This is a genomic window from Cobetia sp. ICG0124 (assembly GCF_004006355.1).
Taxonomy (GTDB): domain Bacteria; phylum Pseudomonadota; class Gammaproteobacteria; order Pseudomonadales; family Halomonadaceae; genus Cobetia; species Cobetia marina.
The window spans coordinates 136,745-158,207 of the sequence record NZ_CP024893.1; the positions used below are offsets into that span (position 1 = coordinate 136,745).

The 21,463-nt window shown below is 61.5% G+C and carries 23 protein-coding genes and 1 pseudogene; 19 read left to right on the forward strand and 5 right to left on the reverse strand.

Annotated elements, in window-relative coordinates; translation table 11 throughout:
- Nucleotides 1-2 precede the first annotated feature (2 nt).
- The 12 genes from rplF to rplQ all read left to right on the forward strand — a co-directional run bounded on the left by rplF (nucleotide 3) and on the right by rplQ (nucleotide 6,556).
- Nucleotides 3-533 (forward strand): 50S ribosomal protein L6, encoded by a 531-nt coding sequence (rplF, locus tag CU110_RS00670; protein ID WP_065392564.1) that lies wholly within the window; start codon nucleotides 3-5, stop codon nucleotides 531-533.
- Between the two features lie 9 nt (nucleotides 534-542).
- Nucleotides 543-893, forward strand: a complete 351-nt coding sequence (rplR, locus tag CU110_RS00675; RefSeq protein WP_024950667.1) for a 50S ribosomal protein L18 — start codon at nucleotides 543-545, stop codon at nucleotides 891-893.
- A gap of 11 nt (nucleotides 894-904) precedes the next feature.
- On the forward strand, nucleotides 905-1,405 hold the full coding sequence (gene rpsE, locus CU110_RS00680; RefSeq protein WP_054556902.1) for a 30S ribosomal protein S5: 501 nt from the start codon (nucleotides 905-907) through the stop codon (nucleotides 1,403-1,405).
- A gap of 6 nt (nucleotides 1,406-1,411) precedes the next feature.
- A complete protein-coding gene (rpmD, locus tag CU110_RS00685; protein WP_024950669.1) occupies nucleotides 1,412-1,594 on the forward strand; it encodes a 50S ribosomal protein L30 in 183 nt (60 codons plus the stop codon).
- A gap of 3 nt (nucleotides 1,595-1,597) precedes the next feature.
- The gene (rplO, locus tag CU110_RS00690) at nucleotides 1,598-2,032 is read left to right on the forward strand and encodes a 50S ribosomal protein L15 (protein ID WP_065392563.1); all 435 of its coding nucleotides are present in this window, start codon (nucleotides 1,598-1,600) and stop codon (nucleotides 2,030-2,032) included.
- The gene (secY, locus tag CU110_RS00695; protein ID WP_065392562.1) at nucleotides 2,033-3,367 is read left to right on the forward strand and encodes a preprotein translocase subunit SecY; all 1,335 of its coding nucleotides are present in this window, start codon (nucleotides 2,033-2,035) and stop codon (nucleotides 3,365-3,367) included.
- 34 nt (nucleotides 3,368-3,401) lie between these two features.
- The gene (gene rpmJ / locus CU110_RS00700) at nucleotides 3,402-3,515 is read left to right on the forward strand and encodes a 50S ribosomal protein L36 (RefSeq protein WP_077373351.1); all 114 of its coding nucleotides are present in this window, start codon (nucleotides 3,402-3,404) and stop codon (nucleotides 3,513-3,515) included.
- Nucleotides 3,516-3,646: 131 nt separating this feature from the next.
- Nucleotides 3,647-4,003, forward strand: a complete 357-nt coding sequence (gene rpsM, locus CU110_RS00705) for a 30S ribosomal protein S13 (RefSeq protein ID WP_024950672.1) — start codon at nucleotides 3,647-3,649, stop codon at nucleotides 4,001-4,003.
- Nucleotides 4,004-4,033: 30 nt separating this feature from the next.
- On the forward strand, nucleotides 4,034-4,417 hold the full coding sequence (rpsK, locus tag CU110_RS00710; protein ID WP_043334827.1) for a 30S ribosomal protein S11: 384 nt from the start codon (nucleotides 4,034-4,036) through the stop codon (nucleotides 4,415-4,417).
- A gap of 12 nt (nucleotides 4,418-4,429) precedes the next feature.
- Complete coding sequence (gene rpsD, locus CU110_RS00715) at nucleotides 4,430-5,050, forward strand: 30S ribosomal protein S4 (RefSeq protein ID WP_065392561.1); 621 nt, start codon at nucleotides 4,430-4,432, stop codon at nucleotides 5,048-5,050.
- Nucleotides 5,051-5,124: 74 nt separating this feature from the next.
- Nucleotides 5,125-6,123, forward strand: a complete 999-nt coding sequence (gene rpoA / locus CU110_RS00720; RefSeq protein WP_065392560.1) for a DNA-directed RNA polymerase subunit alpha — start codon at nucleotides 5,125-5,127, stop codon at nucleotides 6,121-6,123.
- A gap of 46 nt (nucleotides 6,124-6,169) precedes the next feature.
- Nucleotides 6,170-6,556 (forward strand): 50S ribosomal protein L17, encoded by a 387-nt coding sequence (rplQ, locus tag CU110_RS00725; RefSeq protein ID WP_065392559.1) that lies wholly within the window; start codon nucleotides 6,170-6,172, stop codon nucleotides 6,554-6,556.
- Between the two features lie 111 nt (nucleotides 6,557-6,667).
- Here rplQ and uvrA read toward each other — a convergent pair.
- Nucleotides 6,668-9,499 (reverse strand): annotated as a pseudogene (gene uvrA / locus CU110_RS00730) (excinuclease ABC subunit UvrA); the annotation flags it as partial.
- Between the two features lie 173 nt (nucleotides 9,500-9,672).
- Between uvrA and CU110_RS00735 the strand changes: the two are divergent.
- The 6 genes from CU110_RS00735 to CU110_RS00760 all read left to right on the forward strand — a co-directional run bounded on the left by CU110_RS00735 (nucleotide 9,673) and on the right by CU110_RS00760 (nucleotide 15,907).
- Nucleotides 9,673-11,088 carry an MFS transporter gene (locus CU110_RS00735; RefSeq protein ID WP_084207746.1) on the forward strand — a complete coding sequence of 472 codons (1,416 nt, stop codon included), beginning with the start codon at nucleotides 9,673-9,675 and terminating at the stop codon, nucleotides 11,086-11,088.
- Between the two features lie 87 nt (nucleotides 11,089-11,175).
- Nucleotides 11,176-11,703 (forward strand): single-stranded DNA-binding protein, encoded by a 528-nt coding sequence (gene ssb / locus CU110_RS00740; RefSeq protein WP_127734313.1) that lies wholly within the window; start codon nucleotides 11,176-11,178, stop codon nucleotides 11,701-11,703.
- Between the two features lie 12 nt (nucleotides 11,704-11,715).
- Nucleotides 11,716-12,339: an MHYT domain-containing protein gene (locus CU110_RS00745; RefSeq protein WP_127734316.1), complete on the forward strand. Its 624-nt coding sequence runs from the start codon at nucleotides 11,716-11,718 to the stop codon at nucleotides 12,337-12,339.
- Nucleotides 12,336-14,180: an EAL domain-containing protein gene (locus CU110_RS00750; RefSeq protein ID WP_127734318.1), complete on the forward strand. Its 1,845-nt coding sequence runs from the start codon at nucleotides 12,336-12,338 to the stop codon at nucleotides 14,178-14,180. The genes CU110_RS00745 and CU110_RS00750 overlap by 4 nt, the downstream gene beginning before the upstream one ends.
- A 62-nt stretch (nucleotides 14,181-14,242) precedes the next feature.
- Nucleotides 14,243-15,127, forward strand: coding sequence for a sugar nucleotide-binding protein (locus CU110_RS00755; RefSeq protein ID WP_077373366.1), 885 nt, complete (start codon nucleotides 14,243-14,245; stop codon nucleotides 15,125-15,127).
- Between the two features lie 60 nt (nucleotides 15,128-15,187).
- Nucleotides 15,188-15,907 carry a lysophospholipid acyltransferase family protein gene (locus tag CU110_RS00760; RefSeq protein ID WP_077373500.1) on the forward strand — a complete coding sequence of 240 codons (720 nt, stop codon included), beginning with the start codon at nucleotides 15,188-15,190 and terminating at the stop codon, nucleotides 15,905-15,907.
- Between the two features lie 5 nt (nucleotides 15,908-15,912).
- Here CU110_RS00760 and fabB read toward each other — a convergent pair whose 3' ends face one another.
- Both fabB and fabA read right to left on the reverse strand, forming a co-directional pair.
- The gene (gene fabB / locus CU110_RS00765; protein ID WP_077373369.1) at nucleotides 15,913-17,130 is read right to left on the reverse strand and encodes a beta-ketoacyl-ACP synthase I; all 1,218 of its coding nucleotides are present in this window, start codon (nucleotides 17,128-17,130) and stop codon (nucleotides 15,913-15,915) included.
- Between the two features lie 13 nt (nucleotides 17,131-17,143).
- Nucleotides 17,144-17,659: a 3-hydroxyacyl-[acyl-carrier-protein] dehydratase FabA gene (gene fabA / locus CU110_RS00770; RefSeq protein WP_077373372.1), complete on the reverse strand. Its 516-nt coding sequence runs from the start codon at nucleotides 17,657-17,659 to the stop codon at nucleotides 17,144-17,146.
- A 247-nt stretch (nucleotides 17,660-17,906) separates the two neighbouring features.
- On the opposite strand from fabA, the gene CU110_RS00775 reads away from it, so the two are divergent.
- Complete coding sequence (locus tag CU110_RS00775; protein ID WP_346427150.1) at nucleotides 17,907-19,760, forward strand: EAL domain-containing protein; 1,854 nt, start codon at nucleotides 17,907-17,909, stop codon at nucleotides 19,758-19,760.
- On the opposite strand, the gene CU110_RS00780 is transcribed toward CU110_RS00775, so the two are convergent.
- Complete coding sequence (locus CU110_RS00780) at nucleotides 19,646-20,173, reverse strand: DUF2878 domain-containing protein (RefSeq protein ID WP_127734322.1); 528 nt, start codon at nucleotides 20,171-20,173, stop codon at nucleotides 19,646-19,648. The genes CU110_RS00775 and CU110_RS00780 overlap by 115 nt on opposite strands.
- Nucleotides 20,174-20,175: 2 nt before the next feature.
- Nucleotides 20,176-21,459, reverse strand: coding sequence for a cyclopropane-fatty-acyl-phospholipid synthase family protein (locus tag CU110_RS00785; protein WP_077373381.1), 1,284 nt, complete (start codon nucleotides 21,457-21,459; stop codon nucleotides 20,176-20,178).
- Between the last annotated feature and the right edge of the window lie 4 nt (nucleotides 21,460-21,463).

The following is a 21,463-nucleotide window of genomic DNA, read 5'->3' on the forward strand; positions in this document are numbered from 1 at the left end:
GAATGTCCCGCGTAGCCAAGTATCCGGTTAAATTGCCGAACGGCGTCGAGGCAAAACTCGATGGCGACAAGCTGACCGTGAAGGGCAGCAATGGCCAGCTGGAACTGACCGTCCACCAGGACGTGGTCATCAACCTGGAAGAAGGTCAGATGACCTTCGCCCCGGCTGAGACTGCCAAGAACTGGGCAATGGTTGGTACCACACGTGCTCTGGTCAACAACATGGTGTCTGGTGTTTCCGAAGGCTTCACAAAGTCTCTGGAAATCAATGGTGTGGGTTATCGTGCCCAGGCCAAAGGCCAGACAATCAACCTGACACTGGGCTTCTCACACCCGGTCGACTATGAACTGCCGGCAAGTGTTACGGCTGAAACGCCGAAGAACACTCAGATCGTCCTGAAATCTGCTGACAAGCAGGCTTTGGGTCAGGTCGCCGCAGAGATTCGCGCGTTCCGTCCGCCGGAGCCCTACAAGGGCAAAGGTATTCGGTACAGCGACGAAGTCGTCCGTCGTAAAGAAGCCAAGAAGAAGTAAGGCAGGGTTATGAACGCGAAGAAAGAATCTCGTCTCCGTCGTGCCCGCCGCGCTCGTGCGAAAATCCGCGAGCTGGGCGTGTTTCGCCTGTGCGTGAACCGCACCCCGCGTCACATCTACGCGCAGATCATCTCGCCGGATGGCGGCCAGGTCCTGGCCACCGCATCCACGCTCGACAAGAGCCTGCGCGAAGGTTCTACCGGTAACTCGGACTCCGCCGCCAAGGTGGGTGCTCTGATTGCCGAGCGCGCGAAGGAAGCGGGTATCAAGCAAGTGGCTTTCGATCGCTCCGGGTACAAGTACCACGGTCGCGTGAAGGCCCTGGCCGATGCCGCACGTGAAGGCGGCCTGGAATTCTAAAGGGTTTTACGATGGCGAATATCGAACAGAAGGGCGGTGACCTGCAAGAGAAGCTCGTGCAGATCAACCGCGTCGCCAAGGTAGTCAAGGGCGGCCGTATCTTCGGTTTCACCGCTCTGACTGTCGTTGGTGACGGCAATGGTCGTGTTGGCTTCGGTCGTGGCAAGGCGCGTGAAGTGCCGGTCGCGATCCAGAAGGCAATGGACCAAGCTCGTCGCAACATGATCAAGGTTGACCTGAAGGGCCACACCCTGCAGTACCCGGTGAAGGCTCGTCACGGCGCATCCAAGATCTACATGCAGCCAGCATCCGAAGGTACCGGCATCATTGCCGGCGGTGCGATGCGTTCCGTGCTCGAACTGGCAGGCGTCCATGACGTCCTGGCCAAGTGCTACGGTTCCACCAATCCGGTCAACGTGGTGCGCGCGACCATCAACGGTCTCGCTGCCATGAAATCTCCGGAAGACATCGCCGCCAAGCGTGGCCTGTCTGTCGACAAGATTGCGGGGTAAGGCACCATGGCAGCTAAGATCACGGTAACCCAGATCCGCAGCACCATCGGCGTCCTCGAAAAGCACAAGGCCACCATGAAAGGCCTTGGGCTGCGTCGCATCGGTCACACTGTCGAGCTGGAAGACACCCCCGCGGTACGCGGCATGATCAACAAGGTTCATTACCTTGTCCGTGTTGAGGGAGAGTAATCCATGAAATTGAATACCCTGAGTCCGGCCCCGGGCTCCAAGCACGCTGCAAAGCGTGTCGGTCGTGGTATCGGCTCCGGTCTTGGTAAGACCGGCGGTCGTGGCCACAAGGGCCAGAAGTCCCGTTCCGGTGGCAGCGTCAAGCCGGGCTTCGAAGGCGGTCAGATGCCTATGCAGCGTCGCCTGCCGAAGTTTGGTTTCACTTCCGCGAAATCTCTGGTTTCCGAAGAAGTGCGCCTGAGCGAGCTGGCACTGGTAGACGGTGATATCGTCGACCTCGAAACGCTGAAGAAGGCCAACGTGCTTCGTGATTCCACGAAGTTCGCGAAGGTCATGCTCTCCGGCGAACTGGACAAGGCAGTCACGGTCCGCGGCATCAAGGTCACCAAGGGTGCCCGTGCTGCGATCGAAGCTGCCGGTGGCAAGGTAGAGGACTAAATGGCTAAGTCAGGAAACGTACCGGCGATGCAGGGAAGTGGGTTGAGCGAACTCTGGGCGCGTTTGCGCTTCGTGTTCATCGCCATCGTGGTGTACCGAATCGGTGCACACATCCCCGTTCCCGGTATCAATCCTGACCAGCTTGCTGCCTTGTTCAGGGAAAACCAGGGCACCATCCTGAGCATGTTCAACATGTTCTCCGGTGGTGCACTGGAGCGAATGAGTATCTTCGCGTTGGGCATCATGCCCTACATATCCGCGTCGATCATCATGCAGCTCCTGACGGTGGTCTCGCCTCAGCTAGAGCAGTTGAAGAAGGAAGGTGAGGCCGGTCGTCGCAAGATCAGCCAGTACACGCGCTACGGCACGGTCGTACTGGCCCTGGTCCAATCGATCGGCATGGCAGTCGGACTGGTCGGAAACGGTGTCGCCTATTCCGCTGACTTCAGCTTCTACTTCACCGCCGTGAGTACGTTCGTGGCTGGTGCAGTGTTCCTGATGTGGCTGGGAGAGCAGATCACCGAGAAGGGTATCGGCAACGGGATCTCACTGATCATCTTTGCTGGTATTGTCGCCGGGCTGCCGAGTGCCATCGGCCAGTCTTTCGAACTGGCGCGCAATGATGGTGCCTGGAATGTGCTTCCGCTGCTGGCGCTGACGCTGCTCGCAGTCGTTACCGTTGCCTTTGTGGTGTTCATCGAACGCGGTCAACGCCGCATCACGGTGAACTATCCGCGCCGTCAGGTGGGCAACAAGATGTATGCCGGTCAGAGCAGCTACTTGCCGATGAAGGTCAACATGGCCGGGGTCATCCCGCCGATCTTCGCGTCAAGCATCCTGCTGTTCCCTGCATCGATGGGCCAATGGTTTGGCCAGAGTGAAAGCATGCAATGGTTGCAGACGGCTTCTCAGGCTCTCGGGCCGGGCCAGCCACTGTACATCTTGCTTTTCGCTGCCGCTGTAGTATTCTTCTGCTTCTTCTACACGGCGCTGGTCTTCAATCCCAAGGATGTTGCTGACAACCTCAAGAAGTCAGGAGCTTTCCTGCCGGGGATTCGCCCAGGCGAACAGACGGCCCGTTACATCGATAAGGTGATGACTCGCCTGACGCTGTTCGGCGCCCTCTACATCACCCTCGTCTCCCTGATGCCGCAATTCCTCGTTGTCGCCTGGCAGGTTCCGTTCTATTTCGGCGGTACCTCTCTGCTCATCGTGGTTGTGGTGGTCATGGACTTCATGGCCCAGGTGCAGTCGCATCTGATGTCAAATCAGTATGCGTCGGTGATGAAGAAGGCCAACCTCAAAGGCTATGGCAGCGGTGGCATGATGCGCTGATTGCGCAGCCCCTGTTAGCAAACTGGAGAGAACGATGAAAGTTCGAGCTTCCGTCAAGAAAATTTGCCGTAACTGCAAGATCATTCGGCGTCGTGGCGCAGTGCGGGTCATCTGCACTGAGCCGCGCCACAAGCAGCGTCAGGGTTAATCCCTCGACCCCGCTTAGCTGAATACAAGCTCGGGTGCTGGCATACCCCCTTGTTCCCAACGGGATCAAGGGGTATGCTATTGCGCCCTTTGTGGATGTAAAATCCGCCGCTAACCTTTCGGAGAAAACTGATGGCCCGTATTGCTGGCGTCAATATCCCGGACAACAAGCACGCGGCGATCTCGCTGACTTATATCTTCGGGATTGGCCGTACGCGTGCACAGCAGATCTGCGCCGCTCTCGGTTTAGAACCGAGCGTCAAGATCGCTGATCTGTCTGTTGAACAACTGGACCTGGTTCGTGCCGAGGTGGGTAAGTACACCGTCGAAGGCGACCTGCGTCGTGAGATCACGCTGAACATCAAGCGTCTCATGGACCTCGGTTGCTATCGTGGCCTGCGCCATCGTCGTGGTCTTCCGTTGCGCGGTCAGCGCACCAAGACCAACGCACGTACACGCAAAGGTCCGCGTAAACCGATTCGCAAGTAAACGAACTGGCGTTTAGACAGGAAACATCTAATGGCTAACCCGAGTAAGCGCAAGAAGGTTAAAAAGCAGGTAGTGGATGCCATCGCGCATATCCATGCCTCTTTTAACAACACTATCGTGACGATCACAGACCGCCAGGGCAATGCTCTCTCCTGGGCAACTGCCGGTGGTTCGGGTTTTCGTGGTTCTCGCAAGAGCACCCCGTTCGCTGCGCAAGTCGCAAGTGAACGTGCAGCGACCGCTGCAGCCGAATATGGTGTGAAGAACGTCGACGTGCTGGTCAAGGGCCCGGGCCCGGGTCGTGAGTCCGCCGTGCGTGCTCTCAATGCCGCAGGCTTCCGCGTGCAAAGCATCACCGACGTGACCCCCATCCCGCATAATGGGTGCCGTCCGCCGAAGAAACGCCGCGTTTAAGGAGACAGACTCATGGCTCGTTATATTGGACCGAAGTGCAAACTGTCTCGTCGTGAAGGCACCGACCTCTTCCTGAAGAGTGGCGTGACTCCGTTCGAGAAGAAGTGCAAATCCGAACAACCCCCGGGTGTTCATGGCCAGCGCCGTCAACGTCTTTCAGACTACGGCCTGCAGTTGCGTGAAAAGCAGAAGGTTCGTCGCATGTACGGCGTTCTGGAAAAGCAATTCCGCAATTACTACAAAGAAGCCGCTCGCGTGAAAGGCGCGACTGGTGAGGTTCTGCTCCAGCTCCTCGAGGCTCGCCTCGACAACGTCGTCTACCGCATGGGCTTCGGCTCCACGCGTTCCGAGGCACGTCAGCTGGTCAGCCACAAGGCGATCGCCGTGAACGGCCGTACCGTCAACGTCGCTTCCTTCAATGTGAAGGCCGGTGATGTGGTTACCGTTCGTGAGAAGGCCAAGAACCAGGCTCGCATCCAGCAGTCTCTGGCACTCGCTGCCAACCGCGGTGATGTCTCCTGGGTCGACGTCGACTCCAAGAAGATGGAAGGCACTTTCAAGGCTGTCCCCGAGCGTGGCGACCTGTCTGCCGATATCAACGAAAACCTGATCGTCGAGCTGTACTCCAAGTAATGTGATGCCGGGCTGATTCGTCGGCCCGGCTGGAGTACCCAGATTATCCGTTTGGCAGCCTTAAAGGTGTTCTTATGCAGCGCTCAGTGACAGAGTTTCTCCGTCCTCGCGATATCAAGGTCGAGGAAGTCAGCGCCCATCATGCGCGGATCGTCCTCGAGCCCTTCGAGCGTGGTTTCGGCCACACCCTGGGGAATGCTCTGCGTCGCATCCTGCTGTCTTCCATGCCCGGCTGTGCCGTCGTGGAAGCTGAGATCGAAGGCGTTCTGCACGAGTACAGCGCCATTGAAGGGGTACAGGAGGATGTCATCGAAATCCTGCTGAACCTCAAGGACGTGGCCATCAAGATGCATGGTCGCGACGAAGCTGTGCTGGCGCTGAACAAGAAGGGCCCGGGCATCGTGACTGCTGGCGACATCGCCGGTGACCATGATCTCGAAATCGTAAATCCGGATCACGTCATCGCTCACCTGAATGATGGTGGCGAGCTGAAGATGCAACTCAAGATCGCTCGTGGCCGCGGCTACGAACCGGCTGACGCGCGTCTCTCTGCAGATGACGAATCACGTGCCATTGGCCGTCTCCAGCTGGATGCGACCTTCACGCCGGTTCGCCGGGTCTCCTATGCTGTCGAGGCGGCGCGTGTTGAACAGCGCACCAACCTTGACAAGCTGGTGATTGACCTGGAAACCGACGGCACGCTGGATCCGGAAGAAGCGATCCGCCGCTCCGCAACCATCTTGCAGGAGCAGCTGGCCGCCTTCGTTGATCTGGAAGCAGACAAGGAACAGGAAGTCGAAGAAGAGGAAGATCAAATCGATCCGATCCTTCTCCGTCCCGTAGACGATCTTGAGCTGACCGTTCGCAGTGCGAACTGTCTCAAGGCCGAGAATATCTATTACATCGGTGATCTCATTCAGCGCACCGAAGTTGAGCTGCTGAAGACCCCGAATCTCGGCAAGAAGTCCTTGAATGAAATCAAGGACGTGCTGTCCGCGCGTGGTCTGTCCCTCGGCATGCGGTTGGAAAACTGGCCGCCCGCAAGCCTGAAGGACGACAAGGCTTCCGCTTAAGGAAGCCCGGTCGGCTCAAGCCCCAGACTGGTAAGGAATCACAACCATGCGTCATCGTAAGAGTGGTCGTCACCTGAACCGTACCAGCTCTCACCGTGAAGCCATGTTCAAGAACATGTGCATCTCTCTGGTAGAGCACGAAGTCATCAAGACTACCCTGCCGAAAGCCAAGGAACTGCGTCGTCATATCGAGCCGCTGATCACCCTGGCCAAGCAGGATTCCGTTGCGAACCGTCGTTTGGCGTTCTCTCGTACCGGTTCCAAGGAAGCGGTCGGCAAGCTCTTCAATGAGCTCGGCCCGCGCTACACCACCCGTCCGGGCGGTTACCTGCGCATCCTGAAGTGTGGCTATCGTGCCGGTGACAATGCCCCGATGGCATTCGTCGAGCTGGTCGATCGTCCGGCTGCCTCCGAGGCAGCGGGCGAAGAGTAAGCTTCGGCTTGCTTCGTCCACAAGAAAAGGCCAACCCTTCGGGGTTGGCCTTTTTTTATGCCTGATAGTGCTGTCCGCTGACGTGTCTTGAGCGCCTGTCTTGGCGTTGGAGGCTCTCTGGCGCTTCAGCAGCGGTGCCAGGAAGCGACCGGTATGCGAGACCTCCTGCGTTGCCAGTTGCTCCGGTGTCCCCTCGGCGATGATCTGCCCCCCGCCTGAGCCGCCTTCCGGACCCAGATCGATCAGCCAGTCAGCGGTCTTGATCACATCCAGGTTGTGCTCGATGACGACGACGGTGTTGCCGTGATCGCGCAGGCGGTGCAGGACCACCAGCAGTTGTCGGATATCCTCGAAGTGCAGGCCGGTGGTCGGTTCATCGAGGATGTAGAGCGTCTTGCCGGTATCGCGCTTGGCCAGCTCGCGCGCCAGCTTGACGCGTTGGGCTTCCCCGCCGGAGAGCGTGGTCGCGCTCTGGCCGAGGCGAACGTAGGACAGGCCGACATCCATCAGTGTCTGCAGTCGACGCGCGATGGCGGGCACCGGTGAGAAGAACTCCAGTGCCTCCTCGATGGTCATCTCCAGCACTTCATGGATGTTCTTGCCCTTGTACTGGACCTCGAGCGTCTCACGATTGTAGCGCTTGCCCTTGCAGACATCGCAGGGCACGTACATGTCAGGCAGGAAGTGCATCTCGACCTTGATCAGGCCATCGCCCTGACAGGCTTCGCAGCGCCCACCCTTGACGTTGAAGCTGAAGCGGCCCGGCTTGTAGCCGCGCGCGCGCGCTTCCTGGGTCCCGGAGAACAGCTCGCGGATCGGCGTGAAGATCCCGGTATAGGTGGCGGGGTTGGAGCGAGGTGTACGCCCGATGGGGCTCTGATCGATGTCCACCATCTTGTCGAACAGATCCAGTCCCTCGATCTTGCCGTAGGGCGCCGGGGTCAGCGTGGTCGCACGATTGAGCTCACGGGCGGCCAGCGGCATCAGCGTGGCGTTGATCAGTGTCGACTTGCCTGAGCCGGAGACGCCGGTGATGCAGGTCAGCAGGCCTGTCGGCAGCGTCAGCGTCACGTTCTGCAGGTTGTTGCCGGTGGCACCTGTCAGGCGCAGCACCTTTTCGGGATTGGCGGGCAGGCGATAGGGCGGCACGGCGATCTCACGCTCGCCACTCAGGTACTGTCCGGTCAATGAGCCGGGCGTCGCCTCGATCTGCGCCGGGGTGCCCTGGGCGACGATCTCGCCGCCGTGCACGCCGGCGCCTGGGCCGATATCGAGTACGTGGTCCGCGGCACGGATGGCATCTTCATCATGCTCGACCACGATCACGGTGTTGCCCAGATCACGCAGGTGAACCAGTGTCTTGAGCAGGCGATCATTGTCACGCTGATGCAGGCCGATGGAGGGCTCATCGAGGATGTACATCACGCCGACCAGGCCGGCGCCGATCTGGCTGGCAAGACGGATGCGCTGTGCCTCACCCCCGGAAAGGGTGTCGGCGCTGCGCTCCAGCGTCAGATAGTCGAGGCCGACATTGACGAGGAACTCGAGGCGCGCCTGGATCTCGTTGACGATCTTGGCAGCGATCTCGCCCTTGCGCCCGGGCAGGCTCAGCTTGCCGAACTCTTCCCACGCTTCGCCGATCGGCTGGCGCACGACCTCGGCGAGGGTGCGATTGTCGACGTAGACATTGCGTGCCTCGCGGCGCAGACGCGAGCCATCGCAGCTCGGGCAGGGTTGAACGGCCAGATAGCGGGCGAGATCCTCGCGCACCATGTTGGATTCGGTCTCACGGTAGCGCCGCTCCATGTTGGGCAGTACGCCCTCGAAGGGATGTTCGCGCGTCACCTTGCGGCCGCGGTCATTGACGTAGCTGAACGCGATGTCCTCACGTCCGCTGCCATTGAGCACGGCATCACGCGCTTCATCACTGAGTGATTCCCAGGCGGCTTCCAGAGCGAAACCATAGTGCTCGGCGACGGACTGCAGCTGGCTGAAGTAATAGACGCTGCGACGGTCCCAGCCCTTGATCACGCCCTCGGCCAGCGACAGCTCCGGATGGCTGATCAGCTTCTCCGGGTCGAAGTATTGCTTCACCCCGAGACCGTCACAGGTCGGGCAGGCGCCAGCCGGGTTGTTGAAGGAGAACAGGCGTGGCTCCAGCTCGGCCAGGGCATAGCCACACACCGGGCAGGCGAAGCGCGAGGAGAACACCAGGTCTTCCTGTTCGCCATCCATGAAGTGCAGCCGTGCGCTGCCATCGGCCAGGTTCAGTGCGGTCTCGAAGGACTCGGCCAGACGCTGCTTGAGGTCCTCGCGCACCTTGAAGCGATCAACGACGACGTCGATATCATGCTTCTTGTTCTTCTCCAGCGGCTTGAGGTCATCCAGCTCGACGATGAGGCCATCGATACGCGCGCGGACGAAGCCCTGGGCGCGCAGCTCGGAAAGCAGTTGCAGGTGCTCGCCCTTGCGCCCGCTGACTACCGGTGCCAGCAGCATCAGCTTGCTGCCCTCGGGCAGGGCCAGCGCCTGATCGACCATCTGCGAGATAGTCTGGGCTTCCAGATCGATGTCGTGGTCCGGGCAACGCGGCGTCCCGGCGCGAGCGTACAGAAGGCGCAGGTAGTCGTAGATCTCGGTAATGGTACCGACGGTGGAGCGGGGGTTGTGCGATGTCGATTTCTGCTCGATGGAAATCGCCGGTGACAGACCCTCGATGTGGTCGATATCCGGTTTTTCCATCATCGACAGAAACTGGCGAGCATAGGTGGACAGTGATTCGACGTAGCGCCGCTGTCCCTCGGCATAGAGTGTGTCAAAGGCAAGTGACGACTTGCCGGAACCGGAGAGCCCGGTCACCACGATCAGCTTGTCACGCGGCAGTTCGACATCGATGTTCTTGAGGTTGTGGGTGCGCGCACCCCTGACCTGAATCCTGTCCATTGCCACCTCGGGCTGCGTCGATAAAAGCAACGATTATAAGGCGCGGGCGAAACGCCCGGCAAAGGCTGCATGCTTTCAAAGCCGACAGGCGAGCCTTAGAATGTGCAGTCCATCGGTGATCAGCACCCATCCTCCCTTTCTTGACTGTCCTGCTCCGGAGCCCGCCGCCATCCATGAAGACCTCTCGACTGCTAGCGCCGGAACGTCGCGCCATCGTCGGCCTTGCCAGCCTGTATGCCACCCGCATGCTCGGGCTGTTCATGGTGTTGCCGGTGCTGGCGCTCTACACCCGTGATCTGGCTGGCGCGACGCCGACGCTGGTCGGCGTCGCGTTGGGCGGGTATGGCCTGACCCAGGCACTGCTGCAGATCCCCTTCGGCTGGTTGTCCGATCGCCTCGGGCGCAAGGCCGTGATCGGCTTCGGACTCGGGCTGTTCATCCTTGGCTCGTTGGTCGCGGCAAATGCCGACAGCATCGAGATGATCATCCTTGGTCGTTGCCTGCAGGGCAGCGGTGCCGTGGCAGGTGCGATCATGGCGCTGCTGGCCGATCAGACGCGAGAGGAGGTGCGCACGATGGCGATGGCCTCCATCGGCATGTCGATCGGCGTCGCCTTCGCGCTGGCGATGGTCGCGGGACCCCTGACCGCGGATGCGTTCGGACTTTCGGGCGTCTTCTGGCTGACGGCCATCATGGCCGTGGCGAGCGTGTTCGTACTCTGGAAACTGGTGCCTGCTGCACCCAGGCGTCAGCATCAAGATGTGGGGCTTGATCGTCGCCAGCTCAAGGGCATTCTTGCGAATTCCGCATTGTTGCGCATGGATGTGTCGATCTTTGCGCTGCACATGATCCTCACGGCCTGTTTCGTGGCCATCCCGCAGCAGCTGGTCAACTTCGGCATCGCGCCCGCCCATCATGGCTGGGTCTATCTGCCCTTGATGGGCCTGGCGTTTGTCGCCATGCTTCCGCTGGTCATCGTGGCCGAGAAGTACCGCCGCATGAAGCCGGTCTTCCTGGGCGCCGTGGCGACCATCGCGACAAGCCTGTTGCTGCTGGGGGTGGATGGCATCGAGCACGCAGGTCTCGTGCCCTTCCTTGGCCTGCTGTGGCTGTTCTTCGTGGCCTTCAATCTGCTGGAAGCCACCTTGCCGTCGATGATCTCCAAGCTGGCGCCGGCCGGTGCCAAGGGCACCGCGATGGGGGTGTATTCGACCAGCCAGTTCCTCGGTGCCTTCGTGGGGGGTGTCGGCGGCGGCTGGCTGACGGGCCATTTCGGGCTGAGTGGCGTCTTCTTCGGCATGGGGTTGCTGGCGCTGCTGTGGCTGGCTGTGGTCTGGAACATGCAGCCGCCGCGACATCTTGGCAGTGAAGTGGTCGGCCTGTCGCCAGAAGCCGCGAGGCTTCCGGCCGTCGAGTTGCAGACGCGCCTGCTGGCCATTGCCGGCGTGGAAGAAGCTCTGGTCGTGCGTGAGGAACAGGTCGCCTATCTGAAGGTCACACGCGATACACTGGATGACAAGGCGCTGGCGACTTTCACTCGTCAGCGTGATGGCGAAACTCCGGCAGGTGCCGAGGCACCTGCCAGCTGAACCCTGACACTGGCAGATCACTGTCAGTGCACTCGATACCTTCGCCGGTGCCTGATGTGCACCGGTCTATTTTCAGGAGTAATCTTCATGGCTCGCGGCGTAAACAAGGTCATTCTGATCGGTAATCTCGGTCAGGATCCGGAAGTCCGTTTCACTCCGTCCGGTAGTGCGGTGTGCAACCTCAACCTCGCCACCACGGATACCTGGAATGACCGTCAGAGCGGTCAGCGTCAGGAACGTACCGAATGGCACCGTGTGGTGATGTTCAACAAGCTGGCGGAAATCGCTCAGCAATACGTCAAGAAAGGCTCACGCCTCTATATCGAAGGTCGTCTGCAGACGCGCAAGTGGCAGGATCAGAACGGCAACGACCGCTACAGCACCGAAATCGTCGCCAATGACATGCAGATGCTGGATACCCGTGGTGAAGGCGGCGGCGGTGGCGGCTTCAGTGGCGGCGGTCGTCAGCAGCAGGCACGTCGGCAAGCTCCGCAGCAGGGTGGCCAGTTCGGCAGGCCAGCCGCCGGCACCGCAGCAGGGTGGCAACTTCGGTGGTCAGCCGCCGGCCCCGCAATGTCCACTTTCAGCTCGTTCCCCTTGGCAGGCCCCCGATGATTGAGGTCATTCATGCATGGTAGCTATTCCCCCTCACTGGTATTGCTTTCCATTCTGGTCGCGGTACTGGCATCTCATGCTGCCTTGCAGCTGATTCGGCAGGTCGCGCTGTCGGTGTCGCGTGCCAGTCGCCTGGGGTGGCTGCTGGGTGGGGCTCTGGCGATGGGCCTGGGCATCTGGTCAATGCATTTCATCGGCATGCTGGCCTATGACATCGGTACGTCGGTCACCTATGAGTGGGGCTTGACGCTACTCTCGATGATGGTGGCCGTGCTCTCTTCCGGACTGGCGCTGTGGGCCAACACGCTGTCGCGCTTGACGCTGCCATGGCTGTTTGGCAGCGGAGCGGTGATGGGGGGCGGGATCGCTTCGATGCACTATCTCGGCATGGCGGCGATGCAGATGCCGATGGCGTATCGCTACGATGCCCCGTTGTTGGGACTGTCGATTCTGGTGGCCGTCATCGCCTCGACGGCTGCGCTTTGGCTTGGAGGGCTCTTTCTGCATCAACGCCGCCCGCGTCGCAGTTATCAGGCCCTTGCTGCGTTGCTGATGGGGGGAGCGATCGCAGGGATGCACTATCTGGGCATGGCGGCGATGGAAGTGGTGCCGGGCAGCATGTCTGGCTGGCAGTGATACTCGGGGTTGCCTCACTGGCCGTGCTGGGACTGACGTTGCTGGCGCTGAAGGCAGAAAGTCGTGTGCGGCGCAGTCGACACTATCGGGCGCGGTTGAGCGGTCTGCTGGAGTACCGCACCCGGGAATTGCGTCACGAACGGGATCAGGTGACCGTGATGCTGGATTCCATCGATGAAGGGGTGATCAGCCTTGATCGGGAGGGAATGATCCGCCACATCAATCCCATCGCGGCAGAATTGTGTGGCTGGGATCCCGCGCTGGCCCGGGGCCGCCCCTGGGCGCGCATTCTGCAATTGCGCCATGAGGGCTCCCTCCACATGATGGATACCCACCTGGATGTCGTGCTCAGCCGCGGGGAGGTCGTGCACATGGCGAACCAGACCCTGCTGGTCGCCAGGGATGGCAGTGAGTGTGCGATAGAGCTCAAGGCGTCTCCGGTACGCGCTCGCAATGATGAGGTGGAAGGTGCCGTGCTGGTCTTCCGTGACATCAGTTATCGCCAGGCGATGATTCGTCGGCTCGATTTCCAGGCCCATCATGACAGTCTGACGGGGCTGCAGAACCGCAGTGCCTTCGATGATGCTCTGGGGGCCTCGCTGGAAGACGGCGATCTGCATCAATTGCTGTATCTGGATCTCGACTTCTTCAAGGTCATCAACGACACCTGCGGTCATGCAGCGGGGGATACCGTGCTGCGCGAGATTGCGCATCTGATGCGCGAGCAGATCCGGGATTCTGATGTGCTCGCCCGTCTGGGAGGCGATGAATTCGCGGTCATCCTCTACCGATGCAATCGTGAACAGGCACTGGAGCGCGCCTCGAGACTCTGCTCGACCATCGCGGATTATCGTTATCTCGAGGATGGGCGTCAGTTCCAGCTGGGTGTCAGCATCGGCCTGGCGTCCATCACGGGGAGTGCACCGGCCACGGAAGTGCTGCGTCAGGCCGACGCGGCCTGTTACATGGCCAAGCAGAATGGTCGCAACCAGGTGCATGCCTATCACGAGGAAGATGCCGGGCTCGAGCGTGCCCAGCGCGAGCTCCAATGGTTGCCTCTGTTGCAGGAAGCGCTGGAGAAACGCTTCTTCACGCTCTATATCCAGCCGATTGAATCGTTGTGCCGCCCTTCCAGTGGGCCTTACTACGAAGTATTGCTGCGCTACGTCAATGCCGAGGGCGAGCATATGACCCCGGCCCACTTCATGGGCACTGCCGAGCGCTTCGGGCTGATGCCTGCCATTGATGTCTGGGTCGTCACTGAAGCGCTGCAGGTACTGAAATCCAATGACGGGCGCATTGAAGAAGACGCCATCCTGGCCATCAATCTCTCGGGGCAAAGCCTGAGTGACATGCCATTGCGCGATCAGCTGATCACCATGATCGAGGAGAGTGGCGTGGCGCCTGAGCGATTGTGCTTCGAGATCACCGAGACGGCCGCCATCAGCAATCTGGCGCAAGCACGCGAATTCATTCGTGGCATTCGTCGCCTTGGCTGCAGCTTCTCGCTGGACGATTTCGGCAGCGGAATGTCCTCTTTCGCCTATCTCAAGGAGTTGCCCGTCAATCAGCTCAAGATCGATGGCGCCTTCGTGCGCAATCTGACCCGTGACAGCCTGGACGCTGCCATCGTCTCGGCCATCTGCCGCATCTGTGCCCAGATGGGCATCGTCACCATCGCCGAATACGTGGAGCGACGTGAGTTGCTGCCGGCACTTGAGCAGATCGGTGTCGATCTCGTTCAGGGCTATGGTATCGGTCGCCCCCAGCCGCTGGGAGGGGTGCTGCTCACCTCTGGTCCCCGGCGCGACAACGGGCCTGCAGCCAGCCTGCAAGGTTGATAGAATGTCGCCTTTGCATCGGCACGCTTCGTGCCGATGCGTCTGTTTGCCGGAGTGTGCCTGTGAAACTCTTGCTGCTGGATGCCGGGCATTGCCTGAGCCTCGGCCTGGCCCGAGTGGCCAACACCCGTACGGATCTCGAGCTTCAAGTGCTCGATGCCGTGCGTATCGACGCCAGTGATATTCGCTCGCATCGCGCGGATGTGGTGATCGTGCCTCCCTTCGTCAGTCCTGCGGACTCGGCACCGGCAGACGTCACGGCGCATGCCGAGCACGTGGAAGCCGTGCTGGCGGCCTGTGTCGAGACAGACACGCCGCTGGTGTGGTGCGTGGCGGACCAGATGTTCGAGCAGGGCGGGGAAGGCTTGCTCGATGAGGAAGAGGTGCCGTCCCCCATCGATACGGCATTGCGTCGGGTCATCGCCACGGGCGACCGTATCCGCGCCGAATTGCCGAGCCATCTGATCGTGCGTCTCGGGCCGTTGTTCGGCCCCGATGGCCGTGATGCCTGGCTGCCGACGCTGATCGAGTCGTTGCTCGCGGGTCAGGAAGTCCGCGCTGCGGAAGACGTCATCCTGTGCCCGACCAGTGTCGACGCCGTGGCCATGGCGCTGGTCGGCATGCTGCAACAGCAACGTTGCGGTGCGGGTTCCTGGGGCGCCTATCATCTGGCGGGTACCGAGCCTGTCAGCAGTTACGCCTTCATCAGCGTGGTGCGGACTCAGCTGATCACTCGGCTCGAGGGGATCGGGGAGGAGGTATCACCCGGCCCGATCAAGGCGTTGACGCTCAACTCGGGAACTCCGCTGCGCCGAGTGCTCAACTGTCGACGAGTGCTGGAGACCTTCGGGGTGCATCAGAAACCCTGGCGGCTGGAGCTGTCCCGCCTGCTGGACGATTGGGTGGCACAGCGCACCCCGGTGACCTCACCTCAAGAGGATGTCTGACGTGCGGAGATCTTTACTGTGAATGCACTGCGTAGTGTGTTGTTTTACTTCGGTTATTTCATGGCGTTGCTGCTCAGTGCCCTGGTGCTGGTACCCGTGGCAGCCTGCTTGCCGCTCAAGGCACGTTATCGCGTTCTGCATAGTTACAACCACCTTGTGCTCTGGTGGTTCCGTCTTACCTGTGGCGTCAGGGTAGAGGTCAGCGGACGTGAGCAGCTGCCCGAAGGGGCATGCGTTCTGCTCTCCAACCACCAGAGTGAGTGGGAAACCATCTATCTGCAGGTGGTCAAGCGGCCGCTGTGCACCGTGCTCAAGCAGGAGTTGCTCAAGATTCCCGTCTTCGGTTGGGGGCTCAAGCTGCTTGAGCCGATTCCGCTGGACCGCAAGCAGCCCGCCAAGGCGCTCAAGCAGGTGTTGAGCGTGGGAACGCAGCGGCTCAAGGATGGCTTCACGGTGCTGATCTTCCCGGAAGGGACGCGCCTGGCACCGGGGACGCGCAAGAAATTCAACAAGTCAGGTGCCGCGATTGCCTGTCGTGCTGGAGTGCCGGTCGTCCCGGTGGCCCACAATGCAGGCGAGATCTGGCCCAATGACAGCTGGATCAAGCGTTCTGGCACCCTGCATGTCGTCTTCGGGCCTGCGATCGAGACCACCGGCCGCAAGCCGGATGCGGTGATCGCGGATGTCGAGGGGTGGGTGGAAGACACCTTGCAGCGGATATCCCGCACTCCACGTCCGCCACTCGAGGAAAAGGCACCGGCAGACAGCGTGGGCGTCTGAGCGCTTCAGTCCTGGAAGCGCTCCAGGATCAGACAGGCGTTGGTGCCACCGAAGCCGAAGCTGTTGGAGAGCACACGCTCGATCTTTACGCCATCACGGCGAGTGGTGACGATATCGAGGCCGTCGGCGCGTTCATCCAGTTCGCTGACGTTGGCGGAGGCGGCAATGAAGTCGTTCTCCATCATCAGCAGCGAGTAGATGGCTTCCTGCACGCCAGTGGCGCCCAGAGAGTGGCCGGTCAGCGACTTGGTGGAGCTCATCGCCGGGCTGTCCGCACCGAAGACTTCCTGGATGGCCTTGAGTTCGGCGACATCACCCACTGGCGTCGAGGTGCCGTGAGTATTGATGTAGTCGATCTTGCCGTTCACGGTTGCCATCGCCTGACGCATGCAGCGTGCGGCGCCTTCACCGGACGGTGCCACCATGTCGTGGCCGTCTGACGTTGCGCCGTAGCCTGTCACTTCGGCGTAGATCTTGGCGCCACGTGCCTTGGCGTGCTCCAGCTCTTCCAGTACCAGCATGCCGCCACCGCCAGCGATGACGAAGCCGTCACGGGTGGTGTCGTACGGACGAGACGCGGTTTCCGGCGAGTCGTTGTAACTGGTGGAGAGCGCGCCCATGGCATCGAACAGGCAGGACAGTGTCCAGTGTTCTTCTTCACCGCCGCCAGCGAAGACCACGTCCTGCTTGTTCAGCTGGATCTGCTCGACAGCGCTGCCGATGCAGTGAGCCGATGTCGCACAGGCCGAGGAGATCGAGTAGTTGATGCCCTTGATCTTGAACGGCGTGGCCAGGCACGCGGAGACGGTGGAGCCCATGGTGCGGGTGACGCGGTACGGTCCGACGCGGCGCAGGCCCTTGGCGCGCATGATGTCAGCGGCCTCGACCTGGTTGGCGGAAGATGCGCCACCGGAACCGGCGATCAGGCCGGTACGCTCGTTGGAGACCTGCTCCGGGCTCAGGCCGGAATCAGCGATCGCCTGCTCCATGGAGATGTAGGCATACGCCGCGGCATCTCCCATGAAACGCAGTTGCTTGCGATCGATATGGTCTTCGAGGTTGATGTCGACTACGCCCGCGACCTGGCTGCGGAAGCCAAGCTCGGCGTATTCCTCTTTGCGGCGGATACCGGAACGTCCCTCTTGGAGGGATTCCAGGACCTGCTGGCGATCATTGCCCAGGCAGGAAACAATGCCCAGCCCGGTGACTACCACTCTACGCATGGGAGCCTCCCGTTCAGAAGTTCGCAGTGGAGGTGAACAGACCGACGCGCAGGTCGTTGGCCTGATAGATGTCGCGGCCATCAACGGTGACTGTGCCATCGGCGATGCCGAGGATCAGCTTGCGAGTGATGACCCGCTTGATGTTGATGGTGTAGGTCACCTTCTTGGCGGTCGGCAGGACCTGACCGGAGAATTTCACTTCTCCGCAGCCCAGCGCACGACCGCGGCCCGGGTTGCCAAGCCAGCCGAGGTGGAATCCGACCAGTTGCCACATGGCATCGAGGCCCAGGCAGCCCGGCATGACCGGATCGCCCGGGAAGTGGCAGTCGAAGAACCACAGGTCCGGAGTGATATCGAGCTCAGCGATCAACTGCCCCTTGCCGTGGCTACCGCCTTCCTCACTGATGTGAGTGATGCGATCCAGCATCAGCATGTTGGGAGCAGGCAGTTGCGCATTGCCCGGGCCGAAGAGTTCGCCCTGGCCGCAGGCCAGCAGCTCGTCGCGAGTAAAGGAGTGTTGCTTGGTCACTGAGTCATTCCGAGTAGCGGGATGGTTATGCCGTACGGGGCGTAACAACGCCCGAATGGGGCTAGTCTAATGGCTGGCCCCACTGAATGCACGTGGGGGGCAGACTAAAGGGCACCATGGGGCGGTGCAAATATCTGCTTCAGCTTTTGGCGTGCCAGTCGATAAGATCGACCGAGGGTCCGGTATGTGGCCGAATGCTTCCTTCAATCGCCCCCTCATCTGGGGGGGAGTCATTGCTCTGTGCCTGATGCCGTGGCTGCCAGGCCTCGAACTGCGACTGTGCGCGCTGATACCGGTCATCCTGGCAGGCGCGGACATCCTGCGGTTGATGCGCCGACTGCATCTGCGGCGCGAGTTGCTGGAGGCGGCCGTGCACCTCAGCAGCGATGGACTCCTGATCAGTGATAGTCAGAACAAGGTATTGGCGGTGAATGCCGCCTTCAGTCGGATCACCGGCTACGCGCCGGAGGAGATCATCGGGCGCAACCCCTCCCTGCTGTCCTCGGGTCGCCATGACGAGGACTTCTATCGCCGCTATTGGCAGGCCCTGGCGGTGCATGGCTATTGGGAGGGCGAGGTCTGGAACCGGCGCAAGCAGGGCGATGAGTACCCTGAGTGGCTGAGGGCGCGACGCATGGAGCGCGCAGGAGAGGTGTTCCACATCGCGCTGTTCTCGGATATCTCGCGCCACAAGGCGCGGGAGGAAGACCTGCAGCGCATCGGGCTGGAGGACACTCTGACCGGCCTGCCCAATCGACGTCGTCTGAGTGACCTGATGGTGAGTCGTCTGGGCAGCTTGCGGGCCGGTGAAGCCCTGGACCTGGCGCTGATCGACATCGACGCCCTCAAGAGCATCAACGACTCGCTGGGCACCGAGGGGGGAGACCGTCTGCTCAAGCTGTTCGCGCGGCGCCTCACGGAGCTGGCACGCGGCGGTGTCGCAGGACGCATCGGCGGTGACGAGTTCGTGATTCTGCGAACCACGGCGGGGGGAGACCACGGTGAGTGGATCGAAGAGCTGCGCTCGACGCTGACCCAGCCACTGGAAGTGGACGATCAGATTCTCCACCTGGCGCTCTCGATCGGCAGCTGTCGTGCACCGGAGGACGGGCGTGATCCCGAAGTGGTGATGCAGCGCCTGGAAAGCGCGCTCTACGCCGCCAAGCGCCACGGTCGCAATATCGACATGCGCTTCCAGCCGGCGCTGGACTCCGGTGCCGATCTCCAGCTGGGATTGGCCAACGATCTACGGGCAGCGCTCGAGAGCCATGGCCAGTTGCAGCTGCACTACCAGTGTCAGCATCAGGCCAGTACCGGCAAGGTGAGCAGTGTCGAGGCGCTGCTGCGCTGGCAGCATCCATTGCGTGGGCCGGTGTCACCTGCTGACTTCGTCCCGCTGGCCGAGCGCCATGGCCTGATGCTGCGACTGGGCAACTGGGTGCTGCGCGAGGCCGTGCAGCAGCAGGCGAACTGGCGACGTGCGGGACACCGCCTGTGCATCTGGGTGAATGTCTCGGCACTGCAGCTGATACAGGGCAATTTCGAGGCCTCGCTGGCCGCGCTGCTGCTGGAGTATGACGTGCCGGCGGACAGCATCGGCCTGGAATTGACCGAATCGGTGTTGCTGGATGAGCGCGCCGGTGACATCTCGCGCCGGCTGGCGACCCTGCGCAGCAGAGGCCACCAGATCGCGGTGGATGATTTCGGGACCGGCTATTCGTCGCTGTCCTATCTGAAGGATCTGCCAGTGGACAAGCTCAAGCTGGATCGCGCCTTCATTCGCAGCTTGCCGGGGGAGCGCTCCGATGCGGCCATCACCATGGCGGTATTGGCGATGGCCAAGGGGCTGGGCATGGAGATGATCGCGGAGGGTGTCGAGACGGCAGAGCAGCGTGAGTACCTGGTATCGCACGGTTGTGGCTGGATTCAGGGCTTCTACTTCTCCCGTCCCGCGCCGGCGGCGGACGTCATCGAGCGTCTCAATGGCTATGAATCCGGCCAGTTGTCCATCTTCCAGCGCGAGATGGCCAGGCATAGCCCGCCCCAGATGAGGGCCTGTGCCGGCAACAGCCAATCGGCGAGCGTGACGTCAGCGAGCTGAGCGCCGCCGTAATAGGACAGGGGCGCGCTTGTCGCCCCGCCGATGGCGGCGAGCCATGGGCGCTGCCATAGCCAGTGCAATGCATGATGTACGGTACTGGCGAACAACGGCCACAGGCACCACATCCACACGGGCAGCGGCAGCCAGTGTGTCCAGTCCGGCGCGGTGGCTGGCAGCGAGTAGCCACCGGCCAGGGTCAGACCGCCGTCCACCACCATGCCCAGTGCCAGAAAGCCCCCCAGCCATCGCAGCTCTCGTGCGCGCCGGGCCTGTGGGACGACCCAGCCCAGATGCGCGGCCAGAATGAGCGGGGTGACCAGCAGTGCGACCCAGGCGCCCCCCAGCACGCAGCTGAACCAGCCAAGCTGAAACAGCCCGGCATTCAGCAGTGGGGTGATGCGTGGAGAGCGCACGTTCAGGCGTTCCAGTCCTTGAGTCCCATCTGCACCGGGCGGGCGCCAGGGCCTCCCAGCAGCAGCTGACAGGTGCCGATGGTGCGCTCCCGGAAGCCCCCTTCACAGTAGGCCAGGTAGTAGCGCCACATCCGCACGAAGCGTTCGTCATACCCCTGTGCATAGACATCGTCGAGGCGTGCCTCGAAACGCTGCCCCCACGCCTTGAGCGTGGCCGCGTAATGCAGGCCGATATCCTCGAGTGTCAGCAGGTTCAGCTGGGTATCACGTTGCATGGCACCCAGTATGGCGCCATGTGAGGGCAGGAAGCCGCCCGGGAAGATGTAGCGCTTGATGAAATCCATCTCGCGGCTGGCGGCCGCGAAACGCTGATCACGGATCGTGATGGCCTGCAGGGCGATCAGGCCTTCGGGCTTGAGGAGTCGCTCGAGAGTCTTCAGGTAGGTCGGCAGATACTGATGCCCGACCGCCTCGATCATCTCCACCGAGACGATACGGTCGAAGCGGCCTTCGAGGGCACGATAATCCTGCTTGAGCAGCGTGATGCGATCTTCCAGTCCTTCCTCGGCGATGCGTGCCGCCGTATAGGCATGCTGCTCATCGGAGATGGTGGTGGTGGTCACGTGACAGCCGCGCGTTCGGGCAGCATGGATGGCAAGGCCGCCCCAGCCGGTACCGATCTCCAGCAGATGATGCTGTGGCCCCAGCTCCAGCAGGTCGAACAGTCGCTCCAGCTTGTGCGTCGAGGCTTCCTCGAGGTCTGCTTCGGGATGCGGAAAGACCGCCGCGGAGTACATGCGGTGCTCGCGATCGAGGAACAGCGCGAAGAGGTCGTTGCCAAGATCGTAGTGCGCCGAGATATTGCGCTTCGAGCCCGCCAGGGTATTGCGCGCCAGCGCGTAGGCGACACTCAGCGCCCACTTGGAAAGGCGCGATGTCCCGCTGTCCACCGAGTCATTGACCTGTTCCAGATTGAAGGCGAACAGACGCACCAGCCCCACCAGATCATCCGTCTCCCACTGACCGTCCATGTAGGCTTCCGCCGCCGCGACGGTGCCCCCCAGTGCCATGCGCCGCCAGGCGCGCGAATCGTGGATGCGCAGCGTGATGTCACGTGGCCCCCCTTGCCCCAGCACATGGCGCTCACGACCTTCCAGCACGGTCAGGCTGCCGCCCTCGAGTCTGTCGAGCATGCGCAGCAGCCGAGGGCGCAGCAGGCGGGTCAGGCGGTCATCGTGACGGGGGATTGCCACCGGACTGGGGGGAACGGGTTCAAACTGGCTCATGGTG